The 19,107-nt window shown below is 55.5% G+C and carries 18 protein-coding genes and 1 pseudogene; 16 read left to right on the top strand and 3 right to left on the bottom strand.

Translation table 11 applies throughout. The features are described from left to right. Window positions 1–31 precede the first annotated feature (31 nt). From BJP05_RS07775 to BJP05_RS07735, 10 genes are all read left to right on the top strand, one after another. A complete protein-coding gene (locus BJP05_RS07775; protein WP_070362919.1) occupies window positions 32–1,051 on the top strand; it encodes a DUF4192 family protein in 1,020 nt (339 codons plus the stop codon). A gap of 165 nt (window positions 1,052–1,216) precedes the next feature. Further along, window positions 1,217–1,360 (top strand): hypothetical protein, encoded by a 144-nt coding sequence (locus tag BJP05_RS11320; RefSeq protein ID WP_165482993.1) that lies wholly within the window; start codon window positions 1,217–1,219, stop codon window positions 1,358–1,360. 85 nt (window positions 1,361–1,445) lie between these two features. Next, window positions 1,446–1,865 carry a single-stranded DNA-binding protein gene (locus BJP05_RS07770; protein WP_070362918.1) on the top strand — a complete coding sequence of 140 codons (420 nt, stop codon included), beginning with the start codon at window positions 1,446–1,448 and terminating at the stop codon, window positions 1,863–1,865. A 369-nt stretch (window positions 1,866–2,234) separates the two neighbouring features. Then, complete coding sequence (locus BJP05_RS11545; RefSeq protein WP_022862719.1) at window positions 2,235–2,915, top strand: metal-dependent transcriptional regulator; 681 nt, start codon at window positions 2,235–2,237, stop codon at window positions 2,913–2,915. Between the two features lie 116 nt (window positions 2,916–3,031). Beyond that, entirely contained in the window at window positions 3,032–3,481 is a 450-nt protein-coding gene (gene nrdI / locus BJP05_RS07760; RefSeq protein WP_052093126.1) for a class Ib ribonucleoside-diphosphate reductase assembly flavoprotein NrdI, read from the top strand. A 67-nt stretch (window positions 3,482–3,548) separates the two neighbouring features. Beyond that, a complete protein-coding gene (gene nrdE, locus BJP05_RS07755; RefSeq protein WP_070362917.1) occupies window positions 3,549–5,744 on the top strand; it encodes a class 1b ribonucleoside-diphosphate reductase subunit alpha in 2,196 nt (731 codons plus the stop codon). Between the two features lie 51 nt (window positions 5,745–5,795). Then, complete coding sequence (nrdF, locus tag BJP05_RS07750; protein WP_034666259.1) at window positions 5,796–6,821, top strand: class 1b ribonucleoside-diphosphate reductase subunit beta; 1,026 nt, start codon at window positions 5,796–5,798, stop codon at window positions 6,819–6,821. Further along, window positions 6,802–7,074: a hypothetical protein gene (locus tag BJP05_RS07745; RefSeq protein ID WP_133065267.1), complete on the top strand. Its 273-nt coding sequence runs from the start codon at window positions 6,802–6,804 to the stop codon at window positions 7,072–7,074. The genes nrdF and BJP05_RS07745 overlap by 20 nt, the downstream gene beginning before the upstream one ends. Window positions 7,075–7,114: 40 nt before the next feature. Next, window positions 7,115–7,696 carry an NADPH-dependent FMN reductase gene (locus tag BJP05_RS07740; RefSeq protein ID WP_022862715.1) on the top strand — a complete coding sequence of 194 codons (582 nt, stop codon included), beginning with the start codon at window positions 7,115–7,117 and terminating at the stop codon, window positions 7,694–7,696. Window positions 7,697–8,568: 872 nt separating this feature from the next. Further along, a complete protein-coding gene (locus tag BJP05_RS07735) occupies window positions 8,569–9,048 on the top strand; it encodes a hypothetical protein (RefSeq protein WP_071572895.1) in 480 nt (159 codons plus the stop codon). Window positions 9,049–9,211: 163 nt separating this feature from the next. Here the strand turns inward: BJP05_RS07735 and BJP05_RS07730 are convergent, their stop codons facing one another. Then, window positions 9,212–9,955: a hypothetical protein gene (locus tag BJP05_RS07730; protein ID WP_145945261.1), complete on the bottom strand. Its 744-nt coding sequence runs from the start codon at window positions 9,953–9,955 to the stop codon at window positions 9,212–9,214. A gap of 297 nt (window positions 9,956–10,252) precedes the next feature. Here BJP05_RS07730 and BJP05_RS07725 point away from each other — a divergent pair, with 297 nt between their 5' ends. Further along, complete coding sequence (locus BJP05_RS07725) at window positions 10,253–12,844, top strand: excinuclease ABC subunit UvrA (RefSeq protein WP_084028660.1); 2,592 nt, start codon at window positions 10,253–10,255, stop codon at window positions 12,842–12,844. A gap of 150 nt (window positions 12,845–12,994) precedes the next feature. Here BJP05_RS07725 and BJP05_RS07720 read toward each other — a convergent pair whose 3' ends face one another. Next, window positions 12,995–13,249, bottom strand: a complete 255-nt coding sequence (locus BJP05_RS07720; RefSeq protein WP_070363564.1) for a type II toxin-antitoxin system prevent-host-death family antitoxin — start codon at window positions 13,247–13,249, stop codon at window positions 12,995–12,997. 238 nt (window positions 13,250–13,487) lie between these two features. Here BJP05_RS07720 and BJP05_RS11595 point away from each other — a divergent pair. From BJP05_RS11595 to BJP05_RS07700, 5 genes and pseudogenes are all read left to right on the top strand, one after another. Beyond that, window positions 13,488–13,607: pseudogene (locus tag BJP05_RS11595) on the top strand (hypothetical protein); the annotation flags it as partial. Window positions 13,608–13,676: 69 nt separating this feature from the next. Continuing rightward, a complete protein-coding gene (locus BJP05_RS07715; RefSeq protein WP_070362914.1) occupies window positions 13,677–14,123 on the top strand; it encodes a hypothetical protein in 447 nt (148 codons plus the stop codon). A gap of 42 nt (window positions 14,124–14,165) precedes the next feature. Further along, complete coding sequence (locus BJP05_RS07710) at window positions 14,166–14,663, top strand: hypothetical protein (protein WP_070362913.1); 498 nt, start codon at window positions 14,166–14,168, stop codon at window positions 14,661–14,663. 362 nt (window positions 14,664–15,025) lie between these two features. Then, a complete protein-coding gene (locus BJP05_RS07705; protein WP_070362912.1) occupies window positions 15,026–15,352 on the top strand; it encodes a hypothetical protein in 327 nt (108 codons plus the stop codon). Between the two features lie 225 nt (window positions 15,353–15,577). Further along, a complete protein-coding gene (locus BJP05_RS07700) occupies window positions 15,578–18,418 on the top strand; it encodes a DNA methyltransferase (protein ID WP_070362911.1) in 2,841 nt (946 codons plus the stop codon). An 87-nt stretch (window positions 18,419–18,505) separates the two neighbouring features. On the opposite strand, the gene BJP05_RS07695 is transcribed toward BJP05_RS07700, so the two are convergent. Continuing rightward, complete coding sequence (locus BJP05_RS07695; protein WP_145945260.1) at window positions 18,506–19,081, bottom strand: hypothetical protein; 576 nt, start codon at window positions 19,079–19,081, stop codon at window positions 18,506–18,508. Between the last annotated feature and the right edge of the window lie 26 nt (window positions 19,082–19,107).

Here is a 19,107-nt window from a genome sequence, read left to right as displayed (position 1 = left end):
TACACATCCCGTATTTGGCAAGGAGTGTTTCATGTCCAACTATTCGCAGACACTTACCTCTCACGGCGAGATTCTCGCAAACATCCCCGGCATCCTGGGCTTCTACCCGCAGGACTCGCTGGTGTTCGCGTTTTTCAAACAAGACAGCGACACGCACAGCCTGAGCCTCGGGCCACTTGCCCGGCTTGATCTCGACGGAGCGATCCAACAGCTCACCGAGGATCGTGAGAAGTTCGCAGCATGGACTGAGACGCTGGATCTCGACGCTGTTGCGGCGTACGTCATCACCGACGACATGGTTGAAGCAGATGCAGCGGCGCACTTCCTCTGTAGCGAGGATTCCCCGCTGCGCAGTGAGGTACTGGCGGTCATTCAAACGTCAGAAATCACCGCTGGTACTGCCTGGTGTGCGATGTACTTGCACCCAAACTCATGTGAGCCACAGGCGGGCAGAATCAGCAACATCCACGCCTCAGCAGCGCTACAGCAGTTGCTTGAGCAGACCGGCGATCTCCCAGCGCTCTCGCGTGAAGAGATTGAGAACAGGCTGAACAGCACCGAGCACGACATCGACGCCGCAGAGCATGAAGACATCATCGAAGACGCGCTGGCGTATGTTCCACCCATCTTCCGAGACGTACTGCAGCGTGAGTACGAGCAGGCAGCGGCGGGGATGACGCAGCCGAGTGCGCGTGCTATCCGATCTGCGCTGAAGTGCTTCACGACACCGCGCTTGCGTGATCCATTGCTTGCTGCGCTGCTTGAGGAGCCACAAGCAGGTCTCAAGTTCGCTGAGCAGGTGATGCGCGCTGTACCGGCTCACTGGCCTGGGATGAGGGCACAGCTTACGGCCACTGTCGCCGTGCTGGCCCAGGCAACCGGCCAGACGGGTCTGGCTGGCGTTGCCGCACACAGGGCCACCGAGATCAGCAGCAAAGAGACGTTCCCGTCGCTGGTGGCGAAGTTAATCGACATTGGCGAGGGCAGTCGTCTCGCAGAAGTGGTTCACGAGGGCGGTGCTCAGGCTCGCGTGCAGTTGTTCGAAAACTAGTACTTCACACCCCGTTGCAGCAGTTGCTGTAGCGGGGTTTTTCTTTTCTACCCACGCCGTGACCAGGGAAGAAGGAAATCTCCACCGAGCAGGGGAGAGGTCTCTAGACAGCAGAGCTGTCTCAAAGAACGGATTGAGAATCAATCCACGACACGGAGGCACGCCATGTACCACTACACCCACGAAGACCTAGAGCTGCTCTACCTCATGTCTGACGGCATGGATGGCGAAGACGCCGATCCGGGTGCCGCACAAGAGCTACGCGACCTGGAAGCAGCAGGGGCACATCTGCCCTGGGCAGTGCTGTAACAGCACTTACAGCAGCAGCAAAGCCGCTGCTCAAACACACAATTGAAAGACAATCACACACTCACTCATATAAGGAGAAATCACAATGTCCAACCCGTTTAACAATGGCACCATCGTTGGCAACGCAGCACGCGAGCCGAAGATCTTTGAGCACGCAAACGGCGGTGCGACGGTGAAGCTCAACGTCTACGCACGTAATACGTTCAAGAACAAGTCCACAGGCAAGGTGGAATCAGAGATTGTCGAACTCACTGGCTACGTGGCTGACGCCAAGAACCTCGGCGTCTTCGGATGCATCGGCGCTGGTGATCGCGTTGCAGTGAGCTACTCGCTGAAGACTGACAACTACACCGATAAGGACGGCAACAAGCACTATCCGCTGGTAGCGCGCATCGACACTGTGCAGCTGATCGACTCCAAGAAGGAGTCTGAGGCACGAGCAGCACGCCGCGAGAACAGCGCAGATAACGCTGCTGCTAATGACTCTGAAGAAGTGCCGTTCTAGTTGCAACAACACCCCGCAGGGAAACCTGCGGGGTTATTTTTTCAGCACAGACCACGCATAACGCCGTCGCCGTCCAGTACGGGAGCGCTGATACTCCTGCTCCAGACGCTCTGTCTCTACACAGTGCATTACATGAGCCATTACATGCGCTGTTTTACTGCACTGTGTACTAGCCATTCCATTACGCACTACGCTGGCGCACTTCAAGTTCATTGAAATCTTCTCAGACATTAGTGGTTCTCCTTCAAGTGAAGAATGCTTTAACTGGCCCCACCTTACCGGCATTCCTCTCAAACTTGGCCTCTGTTCGCTATGAGCGTTGGGGCACAGCGCCTAAGGCGCATACGGAAGCTGGGTTAACATTTACTCATGTCTGTTTCTGAGCTGTCCACCAGTACCCAGAACTATTTGAAAGCTATCTGGGGGCTAAAGGAATGGTCATCCGAGCCCGTTACCGCCACACTTATAGCGAAACAGCTGGGACTCAAGCTCTCCTCGGTCTCCGATGCAGTGCGCAAAATGTCGAAGCAAGGGCTCGTGTCACACACGCCCTATGGCTCTGTGGAGTTAACCGAACTTGGCAGGCAGTACGCATTGGTCATGGTGCGCCGCCACCGATTGCTTGAGTCTTTTTTGGTTCAAGCATTGGATTATACGTGGGACGAGGTCCATGATGAAGCCGAAAATCTTGAACACGCGGTGTCTGACATGCTCATAGAGCGCGTGGATAAGTTCCTCAATTACCCCACTAGGGATCCACACGGCGACCCTATCCCTACGGTTGATGGACAGGTCACTATCCCCAGTGCGCACCGTCTCACCGACAGCGGCGCACAACCGCAGGTGACCGTGGAACGCATTTCTGATTCCGACCCACAACTGCTGGCCTTCCTCAAAGAGCAAGGCATCGTCATTGGGGCTGTTCTTACCACGCGCGAAGGAACGCCCTTTTCAGAATCGCTCGAAGTACAGGTAGCCGACAGTACTCAGTGGGTAGTACTTGGGCGCCCAGCTACGGACGCAGTGTTTGTAGCACACCACAGCCTGTAGTCTTTCCCTTTCTCATTAATCCTGTCCCTACCTGCCCTTTTAAAAACTACGGTGCGGCGTAGTTTGCAACTACGGTAGTACGTAGTTAATCTTTTCGATCATCACCTATCCCACTTATGGCTAAGGCCAGGATGAGCAGGATTGTCATGTCAGACTCACCAGATTTGGTGTACTTTTCTAGCGTTTCTGAAAACACAAAAAGATTCGTCGAACGCTTAGATAGACCCGCAGTGCGCATTCCACTGCGGCCCAAGAAAACCGGAATGATCCAGGTTTCACACCCGTACGTACTCATCGTTCCAACCTACGGCGGTGGCTCGCTCAAACGCGCAGTCCCCAAACAGGTCATCGACTTCCTCAATGACCCAATCAACCGTTCCTTTATCCGGGGCGTGATTACCTCAGGCAATACCAACTTCGGAAGCGCTTACTGCGTCGCCGGCCGCATCATTTCCGCTAAGTGCCACGTTCCAGAGCTGTATCACTTCGAGCTACTCGGCACGCAGAAGGACGTTGCCGCTGTAAAGCAGGGCCTTCACAAGTTTTGGGAGCAGCAAAGCAACTAACAATTACACCCCATTGATTTCCCACAAAATGAAGACCACATCCGCAACACACAGATTGGAAACCACAATGCCGCCACTTAAGGCCACCCCCACACAGCCCATTGGCCCTACGCCCCGCACCGCTTCAGCAGACGATGCCGGCGGTGTCGGTAAGCGCAAGAGCTACCATGCACTCAACGCGCAGCTGAACCTATTCGACGATTCGGGAAGAATCCAGTTCGACAAGGACATTGAGGCAACACAAGACTTTTTAGCGCACCATGTCACTCCCCGCATGCATCAGTTTGAATCCACCAAGCAGCGCTTGGAGTGGTTGGTTGATAACGAATACTACGAGCGGGAATTCCTTGAGCTTTATGATGACGATTTTCTGTGCACTATGTACGACAGAGCCCACCGAGCCAAGCATCAGTTCCGCACTTTCCTCGGCGCATTTAAGTTCTTTACTTCATACGCACTGAAAACCTTTGATGGCTCGCGATTTCTGGAAGGCTACGAAGAACGCGTCGCCACCACAGCTTTGTACCTTGCACAGGGCGATGAAGAGCTTGCGGAGAAGCTGGTGGATGACATCATGACCGGACGCTTCCAGCCCGCCACCCCTACTTTTCTCAACGCAGGAAAAGCCCAGCGTGGCGAAATGGTCTCCTGCTTCCTCCTTCGCATCGAAGACAATTTGGAAAGCATTGGCCGCAGCGTGAACTCTGCACTGCAGCTTTCAAAACGCGGCGGTGGTGTGGCCTTGTTACTGAGCAATCTGCGCGAATCCGGAGCCCCAATCAAAAGGATTGAGAACCAAGCTTCCGGCGTAGTCCCAGTTATGAAAATTCTGGAAGATAGCTTCAGCTATGCCAACCAATTGGGCGCTCGACAGGGCGCTGGAGCCGTCTACCTACATGCGCACCATCCAGATATTCTTCGTTTCCTGGATACCAAGCGGGAAAATGCCGATGAGAAAGTCCGCATTAAGACTCTTTCGCTGGGAGTTGTTATTCCAGATATAACCTTCCAGCTGGCCAAAGAGAACAAGGATATGCATCTTTTTAGCCCGTATGACATCGCTCGCGAGTACGGCGTAGCCATGTCTGACATGTCTATCACCGAGTATTACGACGAGCTGGTTTCCAATCCGCGAATTTCTCATACGACTATCAAGGCCCGCGAGTTTTTCACCACGCTGGCTGAGCTTCAGTTTGAATCTGGATACCCCTACATACTCTTTGAGGATACGGTCAACCGCGCTAATCCCCTCAAAGGACATATCAATATGTCCAATCTGTGTAGTGAGATCCTCCAGGTCAACACGCCATCCACCTACGGCGCCTCAGGTAACTACACCACCGTTGGCCAGGACATTTCCTGCAATCTAGGGTCGCTCAACATCGCTAAAGCTTTTGAATCACCGGACTTTGGGGAAACTGTTGAAACCGCGGTGCGCGCTCTCACGAAGGTCTCAGACCTAACAAATATCGAAGCTGTTCCTTCCATCGCTCACGGTAATGCATCCATGCATGCCATCGGGTTGGGCCAAATGAATCTCCACGGTTTCCTGGCTTCCAAGCGTATTCCTTATGGCTGCGCCGAAGCACTGGACTTTACAAATATCTATTTCCTGACCGTGACCTATCATGCGCTCCGTGCATCCCATGCGCTAGCGGTTGAGAAAGGTCAACGATTCACTGGCTTTGAAGAATCCACCTATGCCACTGGCGTCTACTTCGACAAGTACATCGACCAAGACTGGGCGCCGGCCACTGACCACGTAAAACAGCTATTCCATGAGGCTGGCGTGCAGATTCCTCAACGCGAGGATTGGCTACGGCTCAAGAACCAAGTGATGCAAGACGGCATCTACAACGCCTACTTGCAGGCAGTTCCACCCACTGGATCAATTTCCTACATCAATGACTCCACCGCGTCCATACACCCGATTGCCTCCAAGATTGAAATACGCAAGGAAGGCCGCTTGGGGCGCGTGTACTACCCCGCACCGGAAATGACCAACGACAACTTGGAGTATTTCGATGACTCCTACACCGTGGGGTACAAAAAAATCATCGACACCTACGCTATGGCCACCCAACACGTGGACCAAGGGCTTTCCCTGACTTTGTTCTTCACCGCTGACACCACTACGCGGGACATCAACAAGGCACAAATCTATGCCTGGAAAGCCGGAATCAAGACCTTGTACTACATCCGTTTACGCCAACCTGCACTCCAGGGAACCGAGGTCGAAGGCTGCGTTTCCTGTGCTCTGTAGGAACACGGTCCTTCCTTCATTCACAACCATCCATCAAGAAAGAAAGAAGCTATGTCTTCAACATCAAACACTGCTGAGCTAACCAGCATCTCAGTTACGCCGCCAAGTTACCGGCATGACCCTTCAGCCCGCATCCGCGCCATCAATTGGAATCGGGTGAGCGATGAGAAGGATCTTGAAGTGTGGAACCGCCTCACCGCCAACTTTTGGTTGCCAGAAAAGGTTCCACTTTCAAACGATCTCCCGGCGTGGCAGAGGATGACACCGGAGGAACGCAACCTCACCATGCGGGTGTTCACGGGACTCACCACCCTGGACACCGTCCAGGCCACTGTGGGCGAAATCTGTCAGATCCAAGATGCCCGCACCGAGCACGAGGAGGCCGTGTATACCAACATCGCCTTCATGCAATCAGTCCATGCCCGTTCTTACTCTTCAGTGTTTTCTACTTTGAGCAGTACGAAAGAAATTGATGAGGCATACCGCTGGGCGGTGAATAATGACCTTCTCCAGGCACGCGCCAAAAAAGTGCTCACTCATTATTTTGGGCCCGATCCACTCAAGCGCAAAGTGTCATCGACGCTGCTTTCCTCGCTGCTTCTCTACGCGGGTTTCTATCTTCCCCTGCATTTTTCCGTCCACGCCACCCTGACAAATACGGCAGACATGATTCGCCTCATTCTGCGTGACAAGGCAGTGCACGGTTACTACTCAGGCTACAAGTACCAGCGCGGACTGGAAACGTCTGCTCCACAACGGCAACAGGAGATGCATGATTTCACTATTTCCTTGCTCGAAGAGCTTTATGCCCTAGAGCTGGATTATTCCGGCGAGCTATATGAGCCGTTGGGGCTCATGGATGATGTAGCTGTATTCGTTCGCTATAACGCCAATAAGGCGCTCATGAATTTGGGCTACCCGGACTACTTCCCACCTGAAGAAACGGAAGTGAACCCGGAAATCCTCGCTGCCCTAGCACCTGGAGCAGATGAAAACCATGACTTCTTCTCCGGCTCCGGTTCCTCCTATGTCATTGGCACCGCTGAAGAAACGAGTGATGATGACTGGGATTTCTAAACCGTTTCCACGACCAGACCAAGGAAGCTGGCTTGAGACCATCGCGCTGTTTGAAGCCATCCGCGAAGGAAACCAACCAGCAGCCATGCGGCTTTTGGATACGTCCGCCGCACGGGAGGCCGTCCTCGGGGGACTGTTAGGACTCATCGAACTGTACTTCCGCCATGAAGAAGACAAAGTGGATAACTTTCTTACTGCCGCCCACGCCGCCGGGCCACCGCCTGCCTTTGGCTGCAAGCCTTTTCTCCCTTGATCGCACGTACCTACGCCCAACTAAGAAGAAAGGACTTCCTATGACCACCCCACGCATTAGTGTTATCGTCGGCAGCCTGCGCCGCGGCTCATTTGCGCGCAAGATTGCACACGAAGTGCTCACAATGATCCCTGAAAACTACCAGGCAGACATCGTTGAAATCCGTGACTTGCCGCTCTATGACTTCGACTACGATGACCCCTCGGTCACGGACAAGCCCATTCCAGCTGAGTACACCACTTTCCGCGACACCATCAAGAACTCGAGCGGCGTCCTCTTTGTTACCCCGGAAAATAACCGTACTATCCCTGCCTGTCTCAAGAATGCAGTGGACATCGGTTCCAAGCCCAACTCGGATGTGGCTTGGAAGAACCTTCCCGCAGGTATCATCAGTCACTCTGTAGGCCGCATGGGCGGCTACAGTTCACAGAAGAACCTCCGGCTCGCCCTGTCCTACTTCGATATGCCGCTTCCTGGTCAGCCCGAGGTATTCCTTGGCCAATCCCCCACCCTCTTCGAAGACTCCGGCCATCTCAATGAAGGCACCGCAGGCTTTGTCAAAGACTACGTTATACGCTTCCTGCAGTTGGTCGACATGACATTAACAGCCAAGCACAGCTAGCGACGGCGACTAACCCTAGCCACCGCCCTCTACGAAGTACTTGAAGGCTTCTAAAGGGCCTTCTCAAAGACACAAACCCCGGATTCACACTCATCCTTGAGTTACCTGAATCTGAACCCAGGACGCTTCAAAAAACACCGCTCTAATTCTTCGATTTTCGCTGAATTAGAGCGGTTTTAGCGCTGTCGCTGGACACTGACCCTGGCGACATCCTGTTAGGGGCTTAAGGGACATTTTGTGTGTTTTTACGGTGTGTCGCGATAAGGGACATTTTGTGTGTGTTTAGCTGCGTCCAGCCCACCCTTTTCTCACGCCTAAGCTGGGGTTCCACTGATGATCAATGCCGGTATCGAATTCTTTCGGCCCGTCGACCTCTTCCCGTCGACCTACTCCGGTTTACCAACGCAGGTCAGCGCAAAATCGGCAAAATAGCCCCAAAATCATCCAAATCACCGCTGACCTGGGTTGGTCGATGCAATGAGGTCGACCGGAACCCCCGATACCTCTATGCGACCAGAATTGTGCACGTCAAGGGCTTTGCTCGTCCCCCTGGCTATATGCGACCGCCCAACGCACAGGCGGCTGGTTCTAGTTCCTTAGAGTCCTTGATCTCGCTGGGGTTCCTGTGCTGCCCGCAGACTCCATACCACACACCAGACGTCATTCGGTGTTGATTTTTCAAAACGGGCAAATGGAACTGTTTTGAAAACCATATCTGGTTGTTGGCCGAGGCCATCCCGGGAAACCAGATAGACATATACACACAAAATGTCGCTTACGCCCACACTCGATCTTCGAGCAATAGCGTTGGGAACCGAGACGCGGTCTCCAGCGTCTAAATATAGACAAGCATTCGCAGATGGAGTATTGCCATGATGAAAACAACCACGATTAATGAACACATTGTGTCAATGAGCAGGGCTTTTAACGGTGTGTCGCCACGGGCATGGAGCCTGATTAAGCACCGAACCAAAGAATTGCTCGTATCACATATCGCCGAGTGCGCGGCAACATGGGGAGGAGATGACAGCAAGGCGGATGCAAGCGGGTGGCAGGTCTTTGGCATTGACCAAGCAGTGCGGCTTTTGGGGCCGGAAACCCTTGGAGCGCAGTTTCAGCGATTGAACGCGTTGACAGAAGACCTTTCTAGGTACTTGTTGGCCAAGTATTACCAGGTTCCTGCGGGTGTCGACGACGAAGTGACGGATGAACAGATTGATGCTGTCAACGCTCTCCTGGGCACGGGCGATGTTAGGAGCGTTGTAGGCGAAGTCGTTGAGGAGGCGGTTCGTCGTATCCATCTTATTGAGGCAAAACACGCGTTCGAGCAATTTGAAGCAGGGCAGTCATGAGCGCACACGATATTGAGCGCACCGTGTATTCCGTGCTGCGCGGGACGTATTGCCTCAATGTTGGCTTCGACGCGCGCTCGCGGCGAGGACGCAACCCGTTCCAAGCTTGACCGGTCAAACCGAACCGGTGTGCCAGAACGAGTTGCGGTATCGACAACCCCGCTTAACTGTCCCAGTCCACCGCCCAGGGATCCTCTTCTTCCTGCTGCTCCATCAGCGCGTTGATCGGCTCCGTCAGATGTTGGTCGATTACCGTCCAGGCGGCTTCGTTCTGATCCTGCAGGAAGATTCGTTTCATCTCGTCGCTGCTGTCCGGAAGGCTCTGGATGTCCTCCGCCCATCCCGCTAATCGCTGCGCTCTCCGAGTCTGCGACAACAGATCGACCTGTTGGTTCAGCTGCCGCCAAAGTTCCTCGACAGCCTGCGGGCTGTGGTCTTTGCCCAACGTTTTCAGTGCTTCCTCCACGGTAGTCTTCATCACTGCGTCGTTCGTTTCTGCTGGTGCGATCCCTGGATTGTGCCAGCGCATCATTCCTACCAGCCTCGTTGCGTTCCCTCCCGTCGCTTCCAAGGCTTTAATCACGAGCTGTCCTACTTGGTACTGCAAAAACTGGAACATTATTCGGTACAGGGATTGATCCTTGTCCTGTTGAATGCCCGGTGTCGAGCGCAGTACGTCGATCGCTTTGCGCTCCAATTCTGTGTGCTCCTGGTTGAGTTGGGACACCATCTTGTACGCGGTCGGCTCGTTCGCGTTCTCCGGATCGGTTATCTTCAGGTACTCCACGAGCAGAAAGATCGAGTCGCTGTCGCGATCGACCATCGGAACGTCCCAATCCGATCCTCCCAGGATGTCTGGTACTGGTCGCTTCGGGTAACCGTGAAATTGAATCTGTGGTGTGGTCATCGTTACTCCCTTCTACTTTTTGGGTAATGCTATGCAGGCATGCCGACATGACGGCATGGAGTTATGCTGACGGGACGGCATATTGGCATTCTGTGTTTGAGTCAGCGCTGGTCAGAGGGGTATCTCAGCGTGTTTTCTATCGCAAAGATTTGCGACTTTTCTTTATATGGCCAGTGATTGCTTCGGCGGAGGTTTTCCGAAGAGGCTGTTATACCTGGAAGATCGTCCCGGGCCGCGTCCAAAGCGATCAGCTACCTCGCCAGATAGGGGAGCAGCCCACACGGTAGGGTGGCCACCATGATTCACTCCACGTCCGAGTCCCCGGCTGCGCACGTTTCGGCGCGTGCGGGTCACGATCCAATGATTCGGGTGCGTGATGCGCACCTGCACAACCTGAAACACATCGACGTCGACCTGCCCCGGGATACCCTCGTGGCGGTCACCGGTGTGTCGGGTTCGGGCAAGTCCAGTCTGGCGTTCGGCACCATCCATGGGGAGGCGCAGCGCCGCTACCTGGAGTCTGTGTCGCCGTTTGCGCGGCGTCTGATCGGTGGTGCGGTCAACCCGCGCGTCGGCTCGGTCGCGGGTCTGCCGCCGACAGTGGCGCTGCAGCAGTCCACCACCCTGGGTGGAGCGCGTTCCTCCGTGGGCACGATCTCGAATATGTCGAATAGTATTCGGCTGCTCTTTTCCCGCTCTGGCAGCTACCCGGATGGCATGCGTGAGCGGCTGGAATACGGCAGGCTCGACTCTGACGCTTTCTCGCCCAACACCACCGCGGGCATGTGCCCTGAGTGCCAGGGCACCGGTACCGTGCACCGGCCGACGGAAGCGTCGATGGTGCCGGATCCCAGCCTGTCTATCTGGGACGGCGCGATTGCCGCGTGGCCGGGGGCGTGGTTGGGGAAGAACTTCCGGGACATCCTGGGCACCCTCGGCTACCCGCTGGACGTCCCGTGGCGGGATATTCCGCAGGAGGACCGCGACTGGATCCTGTTTACGGACGAGCAGCCGGTGGTCACCGTCCACCCGGTGCGGGATGAGAACGCTGTGCATGGTTCCTATAAAGGTAAGTGGCGTTCGGTTGCCACGTACCTCACGGACACCCTGGCGGAGACGGAGTCGGATAAGAACCGTCGTCGGGTGCTTTCTTTCATGCATTCATCGACGTGCCCGACGTGCCAGGGCCGCGGGTTCCAGCCGGATACCTTGCAGGTCACCTACGCCGGTTACGCCATCGATGAGTTCAACGCCTTGGCGTTGAAGGACGTGCTGGCTGTCCTGGAGGATCGCCTGGAGCGCCTGGAGGGCATCGCGGAGCAGGAGTGGAACGAGCACGACGAGGCCGAAGAGCTGCTGCTGGATCAGGTGCTGCCCACGGTGCGCGCGGCGAATGAGCTGGGGCTGGGCCACTTAAGCCTCTCTCGTCCGGCACGGAGCTTGTCTGCCGGCGAGCACCAGCGCCTGCGGTTAGCATCCCAGTTGAACTCGAGCTTATTCGGCACGACCTATGTGCTGGATGAGCCCTCGGCGGGCTTGCACGTGGTGGAGCGCAAGGCTGTCTCTGAGTTGCTGCAGCGCTTCATCGACGCCGGTAATTCGGTGCTGCTGGTGGAGCACGACATGTCCCTAGTGGCCGGGTGCGATTGGATTGTGGACATCGGCCCCCGCGCAGGGGAGCGCGGCGGGGAGCTGGTGTTCTCCGGCCCGACTAGCCAGTTCCGCGCGAACGCCGATGAGCTGGGCTCGCCCACGGCGATCGCCCTGAATGCGGACTTCCCCGAGTTGACGGACACTCCGGCCGACACCGGTGCATCCATCAGCCTGCGCGGTGTGCACGCACGCGCCTTCGACGGCGCCGACGTGGACTTCCCGCTGGGAGCACTCACCGCAGTCACGGGAGTATCCGGTTCCGGCAAATCCACCCTGGTCATCGGGGTGCTGGCGGACGTGGTGTCCCGCTCTGCAAAGCAGGTGGTCGGCGCCGAGGAGGCATCGGACGGGGATGCGGATGCTGAGCTCACGGCAGGATCCGATCCCTCTGAGGATTTCAGGGTGGACAACGTAGAGGGCGTCGATAAGATCCGCCGGTTGGTGCACATCACTCAGAAGCCGATTGGGCGCACGGTGCGTTCCACCGTGGCGACCTACACGGGGCTTTTCGATCACGTCCGCAGGCTCTTCGCCGCGACCCCCGAGGCTAAGCAGCGAGGCATGTCGGTGTCGGACTTTTCCTATAACACGACGAAGGGCCGCTGCCCGGAGTGCGATGGTGCGGGCAGCATCGAGGTCGAGCTGGTGTTCCTGCCGGGCACGTACACCACCTGCCCGGCCTGCCACGGCAAGCGCTACAAGCCGGAGATCCTTGAGGTGCAGTGGAACGGCCGCAGCATCGCGGACATTTTGGCGCTGACCGTGGACGAGGCACTGGAGGTCTTCGCCGAGGAGCCGAAGGTGCTGCGCTCTGTCGAATTCTTGCACGCGCTCGGCCTGGGCTATCTGCGGCTGGGGCAGGGGTCCCCGGAGCTTTCGGGCGGGGAGGCGCAGCGCATCAAGCTGGCCTCCGAAATGCAGCGCGGTTCTAGCCGCAAGCACAGCCTGTACCTCCTGGACGAGCCAACGACAGGCCTACACCCGGCGGATGTTGATCTGTTGCTCGCCCAGCTGCGCCGCCTTGTCGACGACGGCGCCACAGTGGTCGTCGTCGAGCACGACCTGCGGGTGGTCGCGCAGGCCGACCACATTATCGACGTCGGCCCAGGCGCCGGGGACGAGGGCGGCCAGATCTTGGCCACCGGGACGCCGGCGGCAGTCGCCCAGCAGGGGACAGATCCGGATTCGCGCTCGGTGACGGCGCAGGTGCTGGCCGAACGGGCTGGGTTGCGCTGAGGCCGAGCATCTAGCGTCTGCGATCTCGTATACAACGCGGTGATGCTCGACGCGGATACGCTTCTGGGTCTGCTTGTCGAGTTTGCCTAGTTCCTTCGCAGCAGAAGATTTGAAGGTGATGCGATAAGTGGCGTTTGACATAACCGAGCTTTACGCGAAGCCGAGTTCCTTTTTGAGGTCCTCAAACGAGATTTCCTCGCTCTCTTGCCGAGCAATTTCGGCGGCGCGGATGTCTTCCAGGTCCTCGAGAGCTTCGACAGCGCGGGCAAAGAATGTAGGAGAGACGACAACTGCGCGAGCGCGGCTGCCCCGGCTGGTGATAACGACAGGTGTGCGCTGCGCTTCCTCTAATAGCTGGCTCTGCGAATTGCGGAACTCGCTGGATGCCACTGATTTTATTTCCATATCGTAAATGTACATCTTGTACATATCGGTTGGCAGCGATATTTCACTGGTCGTTCCGATTCGGGCTTGTGGTCAAAAGGCGCTGTAGCGTGATTGATCTGCAAGGCTTTGCTCGTGTCGAGGTGTTTAAGGAGTGCGATGCAGGTCGCGCATTTTCGGCCAGCCCGGCTGATTTTCGACGACCAGCATCGCACGCTTTAAGTACCTCGACCGGAATGAGCTGTAGTTTGCTCGAGTTTCCTCGTCAGTGTGTATCGCGTGGCAACGTGCCGTAGGGAGACGTCTGCAGTCAGACCTTCGCCTCGCGAACACGCCGACCTGGACCACGTTTCCTTGCTGGGTGACGCGTAGTCGGTAAGGCGCGTGTTAGCATCTGGTGACGCGCGGGCGTAGACCCTACAGAAGTTCCCACTTTGGATTTACGGAAATGGCAATAGCCCCAGAGCATCAATTCGATTTAAAGGCCGCTGCAAACTATTTGGCGGAGATCCTCAATAAGGATGCGTTGAGCGAAAGGAACTCTAGGGTTGAAGGTGCCGTTTCCTTGCCGAAGTTTCATGGGGCTGCCGCTTGGATTGATACATTTCTATATCTCATTTTGGAAGTAGAAACGTCGAATGGGAAAACCTTCGTGGGGTTTGAAACCCTCTTTCAGCCCGAGGGAACGTTTCAAAAATATTCGGTCGAGTATGAGAATGTCCATGATTTGTGGGCGTACGAAATTGCTGGCGATTTGTTTCTTCAAACACTCAGTTTTGAGGATCCGGATCGTATCACTTGGATGAGAGTTGATACGAAACGTTTCGTTCCCACAACGTGGAGCGATTTGCTGGGTTTTGCGTATGGGCTGAATCGAATATGGGTGCGTGATTAAAGTGGTACCAGTACCGGCATGAAACCTACAAGGAGCAGCCTCATGAGCACCGACGTGCACGCCAGCTATTTCCTTGCTGATTCCTACGGGTCGCGCTTGCAGAAGATTGATGAAGAGTCGCGCGCCCTGCTCGCCGAATACCAGGCTTTGCAGCCGCCTCTCGTCTCACCGGATATGGATGTCACGAATCTTCGTGGGGCCGCTTTCCCGCGGAGCTCAGTGGAGAGGATCCGCGATTCGGACCTCGGCGAAGAGGAACGTCAGAAAGCAATCACTTACCTGTTGGGGTGCTGGTATATGGATCAGGTTGATGGTGTTTGGGATTTCGTTCCCATGATTGTGGACAAGCCAGCCCTCTACCTCTCGTTTGGCCTCGGGGTCCGGACGGAGAACGGCTCGATGCTCAATGTCGCCGAGTCTGCACGAGAGATTATGGAAGGCGGGGATCTCGCTTTTGTGGAGGCCCTCTATACGTCCAGCGTGAAAGTCGAACGACGACTTGCGGAAGAGGGGTCACGTTCGGAGGAAACTAGCACCTAGATTTGCGGCTAAAAGGCGTTGTAGCTCGATTGATCTGCAGAGTTTTGCTCGTGTCGAGGTGTTAAAGGAGTGCGATGCAGGTCGCGCATTTTCGTCCAGCCCGGCTGATTTTCGACGACCAGCATCGCACTCCTTAAGTACCTCGACCGGAACGGGCTGGTGTTTGCTCGAGTTTCCTCATCAGTGTTTTCGCGTGGCAACGTGTCGTAGGGGACGTTTGCAACCCGACGTGATCGGGAGACCCCTCAAGCGACACCACGACCGATAGGCAGCCAGATCCCGTTCAGGTGACACAGGGAACCGACGATCGGGCACAATGAAAGCCGTGGCGTCACCCCTAAAAGAAGAATTAGGAGAGAAACATGATCCTTGTGGTGCTCGGTGCTGCGGTCGCGCTGTTCAGCGCCTTATGCATCGTGATAATTGGGTTCCTAATCCAATTCTTCTTAGACCCCTTTTCGGTGAAGCGAAAAGTACTTTCTCCATACCGTTTCTTAGTGGTGATGGTTTTAATAGCACCCGTTTATCTCGTATACGACGTGCGAAATGATGCGATGTGTAACGTCATGTCCAACTATGCAGTCAGCGGGAACTTTAGCTATGCGTTCAGCGCGTACTTAATTACCGCAGTCATCATCAGCGTCCTTTGGCGCATCATTGGGTACTACTTCAGCGAAGAGCGGGAATAGGGTGGTCAAATCAGCCCGCTATCTTGGTGCTTAGAGAATTTCGCCATTAAGTAAAACCGCGAGGCCATCATCGTTGCACGAGGTATTTGAAACCGCTGGCGTTGAGCGAACTCGTTGTGCCAGAAGGTGTCGACTCTCCAAAACGTGACGTCATCTTCGGTGGAGGCCCCAGGCTTATCGACGTTCGCCCGCTCGCATGTCGGGTGCCTCCGTTAAGCTACCCGTATGAGTTCTGTGACAACTGCTCCGCGCCTTGACCGCGCTACGATGCGCCGTAACCTTGATGCTTTCAAACTTCGCTGGAATGAACGCCTCGACGGGTGGCGCTCGCTCGACGAGGGCGCACTGGAACGCAAGTACGCGCAGTCGTATTGGGCAGAGCTCCTCGCATGCTTCGGTATTACGGCCTCGCGCATGGACTTGTTTGAGCAGGACGCGAAGCGTGCCTCAAGCGGACAACGCGGCTACATCGACCTCTTTTGGCCCGGAGTCGTCATCGGTGAGGCGAAGAAACCAGGCGTCGACCTGCAAGTAGCAATCGACCAAGCCCGCGATTACCTGCTTGGCGGCACCGTGAACGACGCCGAACAACCCCGCTATATCATCGCCACCGACTTCTACCGCATCCGACTCATGCGCCTCGGCGACCCAGAGACTCGATTCAACATCGAGTTCCCGCTCGAGGAGATCACGGACCACGTCGACGAACTCAAGTTCCTCGCGGGCTACGAGGACAAGCTCACGCACGTTGAGCAGACCCAGGCTTCGATCGCCGCATCAAAGATCATGGCGAACCTGTTTACCGCCATGGTCGGCGACGACGTCGATGAAGCAGTCGGCGACGCAGCCCCTACGAACATGCAGGACGAGGAGCTCGCGGTGCAGGAAACGTCCATGTTCCTCACGCGCCTGCTGTTCCTGCTGTTCGGTGATGATGCAGGGCTGTGGGAACAGGACCTGTTTTATCGTTTCATTCTTGAGCACACCAACAGTGAGAACCTGGGCACGCAGCTTGCCGGTCTGTTCGAGGTTCTCAACACACCGGAGGAGCGTCGCCGCCGCGTCCCCGATTCGATGGCCGCGTTCCCGTACGTGAACGGCGCGCTGTTTGAAACCATGATGCCGACGCAGTTCTTCACCCCGGAGATGCGCGACGCGATCCTGGTTGCCTGCCGGTTCCAGTGGACCAACATTTCACCAGCAATCTTCGGCTCACTTTTCCAGCTCGTGAAGTCGAAGGAGGCGCGTCGCGACGACGGCGAACACTACACGTCCGAAAAGAACATCCTGAAGACGCTCGGCCCACTGTTTCTCGACGAGCTCCGTGAAGAAGCCGACCGCCTCATCAACTCAAAATCAACCAGCGTGAAAAAGCTTCGCGAGTTCCGCGACAGCCTCGCCACACACGTATTCATGGACCCCGCCTGTGGCTCCGGAAACTTCCTTATCGTCGCGTACCGCGAGCTGCGCAAGATCGAGACCGACGTGATCGTTGCGATCCGCGAACGCGAAGGCAATACCGCCATGTCACTGGATATCACGTGGGAGCAGAAGCTTTCCATCGGCCAGTTCTACGGCATTGAGCTGAACTGGTGGCCAGCCCGCATCGCCGAAACCGCAATGTTCTTGGTCGACCACCAAGCCAACCGTGAACTCGCGGACCGGGTAGGCCTCGCACCAGAGCGCCTACCCATCACGATTACCGCCCATATCACCCACGGCAACGCCCTCCGCCTCGATTGGAAAGCACTTCTTCCCAGCGACGCATCACATACGTATGTGTTCGGAAACCCACCGTTTCTCGGGGATCACACCAGAGACAAAGAACAACTTGAAGACCTACGAAATGCCTGGGGCGGGATTAAAACATCACGCCTAGATTTCGTAACAGCGTGGCACGCGAAAACTCTCGATCTGCTAGAAAAACGCCCAGGCTCATTTGCCTTCGTTACAACGAACTCCATTACTCAAGGCGACCAACCCGCACGTCTATTCCAGCCGTTTTTCGATGCCCACTGGCGTATCCGGTTCGCTCATCGCACTTTCACTTGGGACTCGGAAGCCCCCGGCAAGGCCGCTGTCCACTGCGTCATTATCGGCTTTGACCGAGAAGAATCGCCACGGCCACGACTCTGGGACTATGAGAGAGAAAAAGGCGATCCCATCGCTGTCCCCGTCACGCGAGCAATCAATGCCTACCTTGTAGACGGCTCGAATGTTCTCGTCGGCAAACGCAGCCAGCCTTTGTCTCCAGTACTTCCAGAAGTAGTCAAAGGCTCGATGGCCACTGATGGTGGAAATTTTGTCGTGACGGAGGATGATTACGAGCAAGTCACTGCCGATACTCACGCCGTAAAGTATCTTCGCCCTTATGTTGGCGCAAAAGAGCTAATTAACAATCACCCGCGATGGTGCCTGTGGCTAACGCAGTTAGATCCCCTTGACTTCGAGAAGTCCCCTGAGCTCCAAAGAAGAGTCGATGCCGTCGCGGCAGAACGTGCAAAGTCTAAAGCGAAAACGACGCGAGAGTATCCACATCATCACTTATTCCGGCAGCTTGGCTTTGAGTCGGACGTTCCATTCGTGGCTATCCCTGAAGTTAGCTCGCAAAATCGACGGTATCTACCTGTCGCAATGATGGCTCCAGGAACCATTATCTCCAATAAAGTCTACGGAGCTGTAGACCCTTCTGGATTCATCTTTGCGATCGCTTCATCGAGCATGTTCATCACATGGATGAAAACAGTCGGCGGAAGGCTCAAGTCTGACATCAGCTTTTCGAGCACCATCACATGGAACAATTTTCCGCTCCCAGGCTTAGATGAAACAGAGAAGAATCGAATTGCGGATGCCGGTAAAAAAGTCCTTACCGCACGTTCCGAATTTCCCGATCGTTCGTTAGCCCAGCTTTACTCTGCCAGCATCATGGAACCCAAGCTCGTTAAGGCGCACGACGCGCTCAACCGGGAAGTGGATAAAGCTTTTGGTGCGTTGCGCAAGCTGACTACCGAGCGTCAGCGCCAGGAACTCTTGTTCGCCAACTACGCGAAACTCACCAACAACTAGATTTAATCTGGAGGTTTGCGTCCCGGGGAAGTTGCTTGAACAGAAAAGGAAGATTGCACGCTGGACAGGAGGTTCCGGGACGTTATTTTACGATAACGCCTGGATTGCTTCCCCGATTTCACGGATTAGGCTGGCAGCTACTTCCTTGGATTCATCCGTCACAGCCTCGTTTAGTCCCATAGCCAAAGGCGAGAGGAATCCCCGCATAGCTGCCAACCCCCTACTAATTACCGAATTGTCTGGTGATTCTCTTGTAACCTCTGCAAGGACTGATTCAGCTTCTTCCTCGGCATACTTCCGTTCCGTCTCATTTAGCTCGAAGCTAGTCGCGATTTGCAAAACACGGTCTACCAGTTGTGCAATTTCTTCGTAGCCGTTTTTCACCTGCTCTGATTGCTTTTGATTGACGTTGCCTTGAATATTTGTAGCGAACTGGACTCTTGAGCCATCTCCATTTACCACTGGCCCGTTATAGGTATAGTTCACTACGGTCGGGTGAGAATTTTCCCATTGGTGAGGAGGGCGCGTGGGTTCTACCTGGAGTGGCATCCGTATTGGATTTCGTTTCGCTTCCCGGTCAAACTCTTTCTGGATATCCTTTTGGATGCTTTGAGTCCACCTACGAAGGTCACCTGGTTTGCTGAGGTCATATTTGCGGGGCAAGTATTTCTCCTTCGCTTTTCGTAATG

Source organism: Corynebacterium sp. NML98-0116, from assembly GCF_001767255.1.
Lineage (GTDB): Bacteria > Actinomycetota > Actinomycetes > Mycobacteriales > Mycobacteriaceae > Corynebacterium > Corynebacterium pseudogenitalium.
Note: the sequence above shows the minus strand (reverse complement) of the source record. Positions and strands in the feature narration are given on the sequence as shown.

Bases quoted from the DNA above. Each gene is read 5' to 3' on its own strand.
- BJP05_RS07775 (WP_070362919.1), top strand. From the start codon at position 32: ATGTCCAACTATTCGCAGACACTTACCTCTCACGGCGAGATTCTCGCA.
- BJP05_RS11320 (WP_165482993.1), top strand. From the start codon at position 1,217: ATGTACCACTACACCCACGAAGACCTAGAGCTGCTCTACCTCATGTCT.
- BJP05_RS07770 (WP_070362918.1), top strand. From the start codon at position 1,446: ATGTCCAACCCGTTTAACAATGGCACCATCGTTGGCAACGCAGCACGC.
- BJP05_RS11545 (WP_022862719.1), top strand. From the start codon at position 2,235: ATGTCTGTTTCTGAGCTGTCCACCAGTACCCAGAACTATTTGAAAGCT.
- nrdI (WP_052093126.1), top strand. From the start codon at position 3,032: ATGGCTAAGGCCAGGATGAGCAGGATTGTCATGTCAGACTCACCAGAT.
- nrdE (WP_070362917.1), top strand. From the start codon at position 3,549: ATGCCGCCACTTAAGGCCACCCCCACACAGCCCATTGGCCCTACGCCC.
- nrdF (WP_034666259.1), top strand. From the start codon at position 5,796: ATGTCTTCAACATCAAACACTGCTGAGCTAACCAGCATCTCAGTTACG.
- BJP05_RS07745 (WP_133065267.1), top strand. From the start codon at position 6,802: ATGATGACTGGGATTTCTAAACCGTTTCCACGACCAGACCAAGGAAGC.
- BJP05_RS07740 (WP_022862715.1), top strand. From the start codon at position 7,115: ATGACCACCCCACGCATTAGTGTTATCGTCGGCAGCCTGCGCCGCGGC.
- BJP05_RS07735 (WP_071572895.1), top strand. From the start codon at position 8,569: ATGATGAAAACAACCACGATTAATGAACACATTGTGTCAATGAGCAGG.
- BJP05_RS07730 (WP_145945261.1), bottom strand. From the start codon at position 9,955: ATGACCACACCACAGATTCAATTTCACGGTTACCCGAAGCGACCAGTA.
- BJP05_RS07725 (WP_084028660.1), top strand. From the start codon at position 10,253: ATGATTCACTCCACGTCCGAGTCCCCGGCTGCGCACGTTTCGGCGCGT.
- BJP05_RS07720 (WP_070363564.1), bottom strand. From the start codon at position 13,249: ATGGAAATAAAATCAGTGGCATCCAGCGAGTTCCGCAATTCGCAGAGC.
- BJP05_RS07715 (WP_070362914.1), top strand. From the start codon at position 13,677: ATGGCAATAGCCCCAGAGCATCAATTCGATTTAAAGGCCGCTGCAAAC.
- BJP05_RS07710 (WP_070362913.1), top strand. From the start codon at position 14,166: ATGAGCACCGACGTGCACGCCAGCTATTTCCTTGCTGATTCCTACGGG.
- BJP05_RS07705 (WP_070362912.1), top strand. From the start codon at position 15,026: ATGATCCTTGTGGTGCTCGGTGCTGCGGTCGCGCTGTTCAGCGCCTTA.
- BJP05_RS07700 (WP_070362911.1), top strand. From the start codon at position 15,578: ATGAGTTCTGTGACAACTGCTCCGCGCCTTGACCGCGCTACGATGCGC.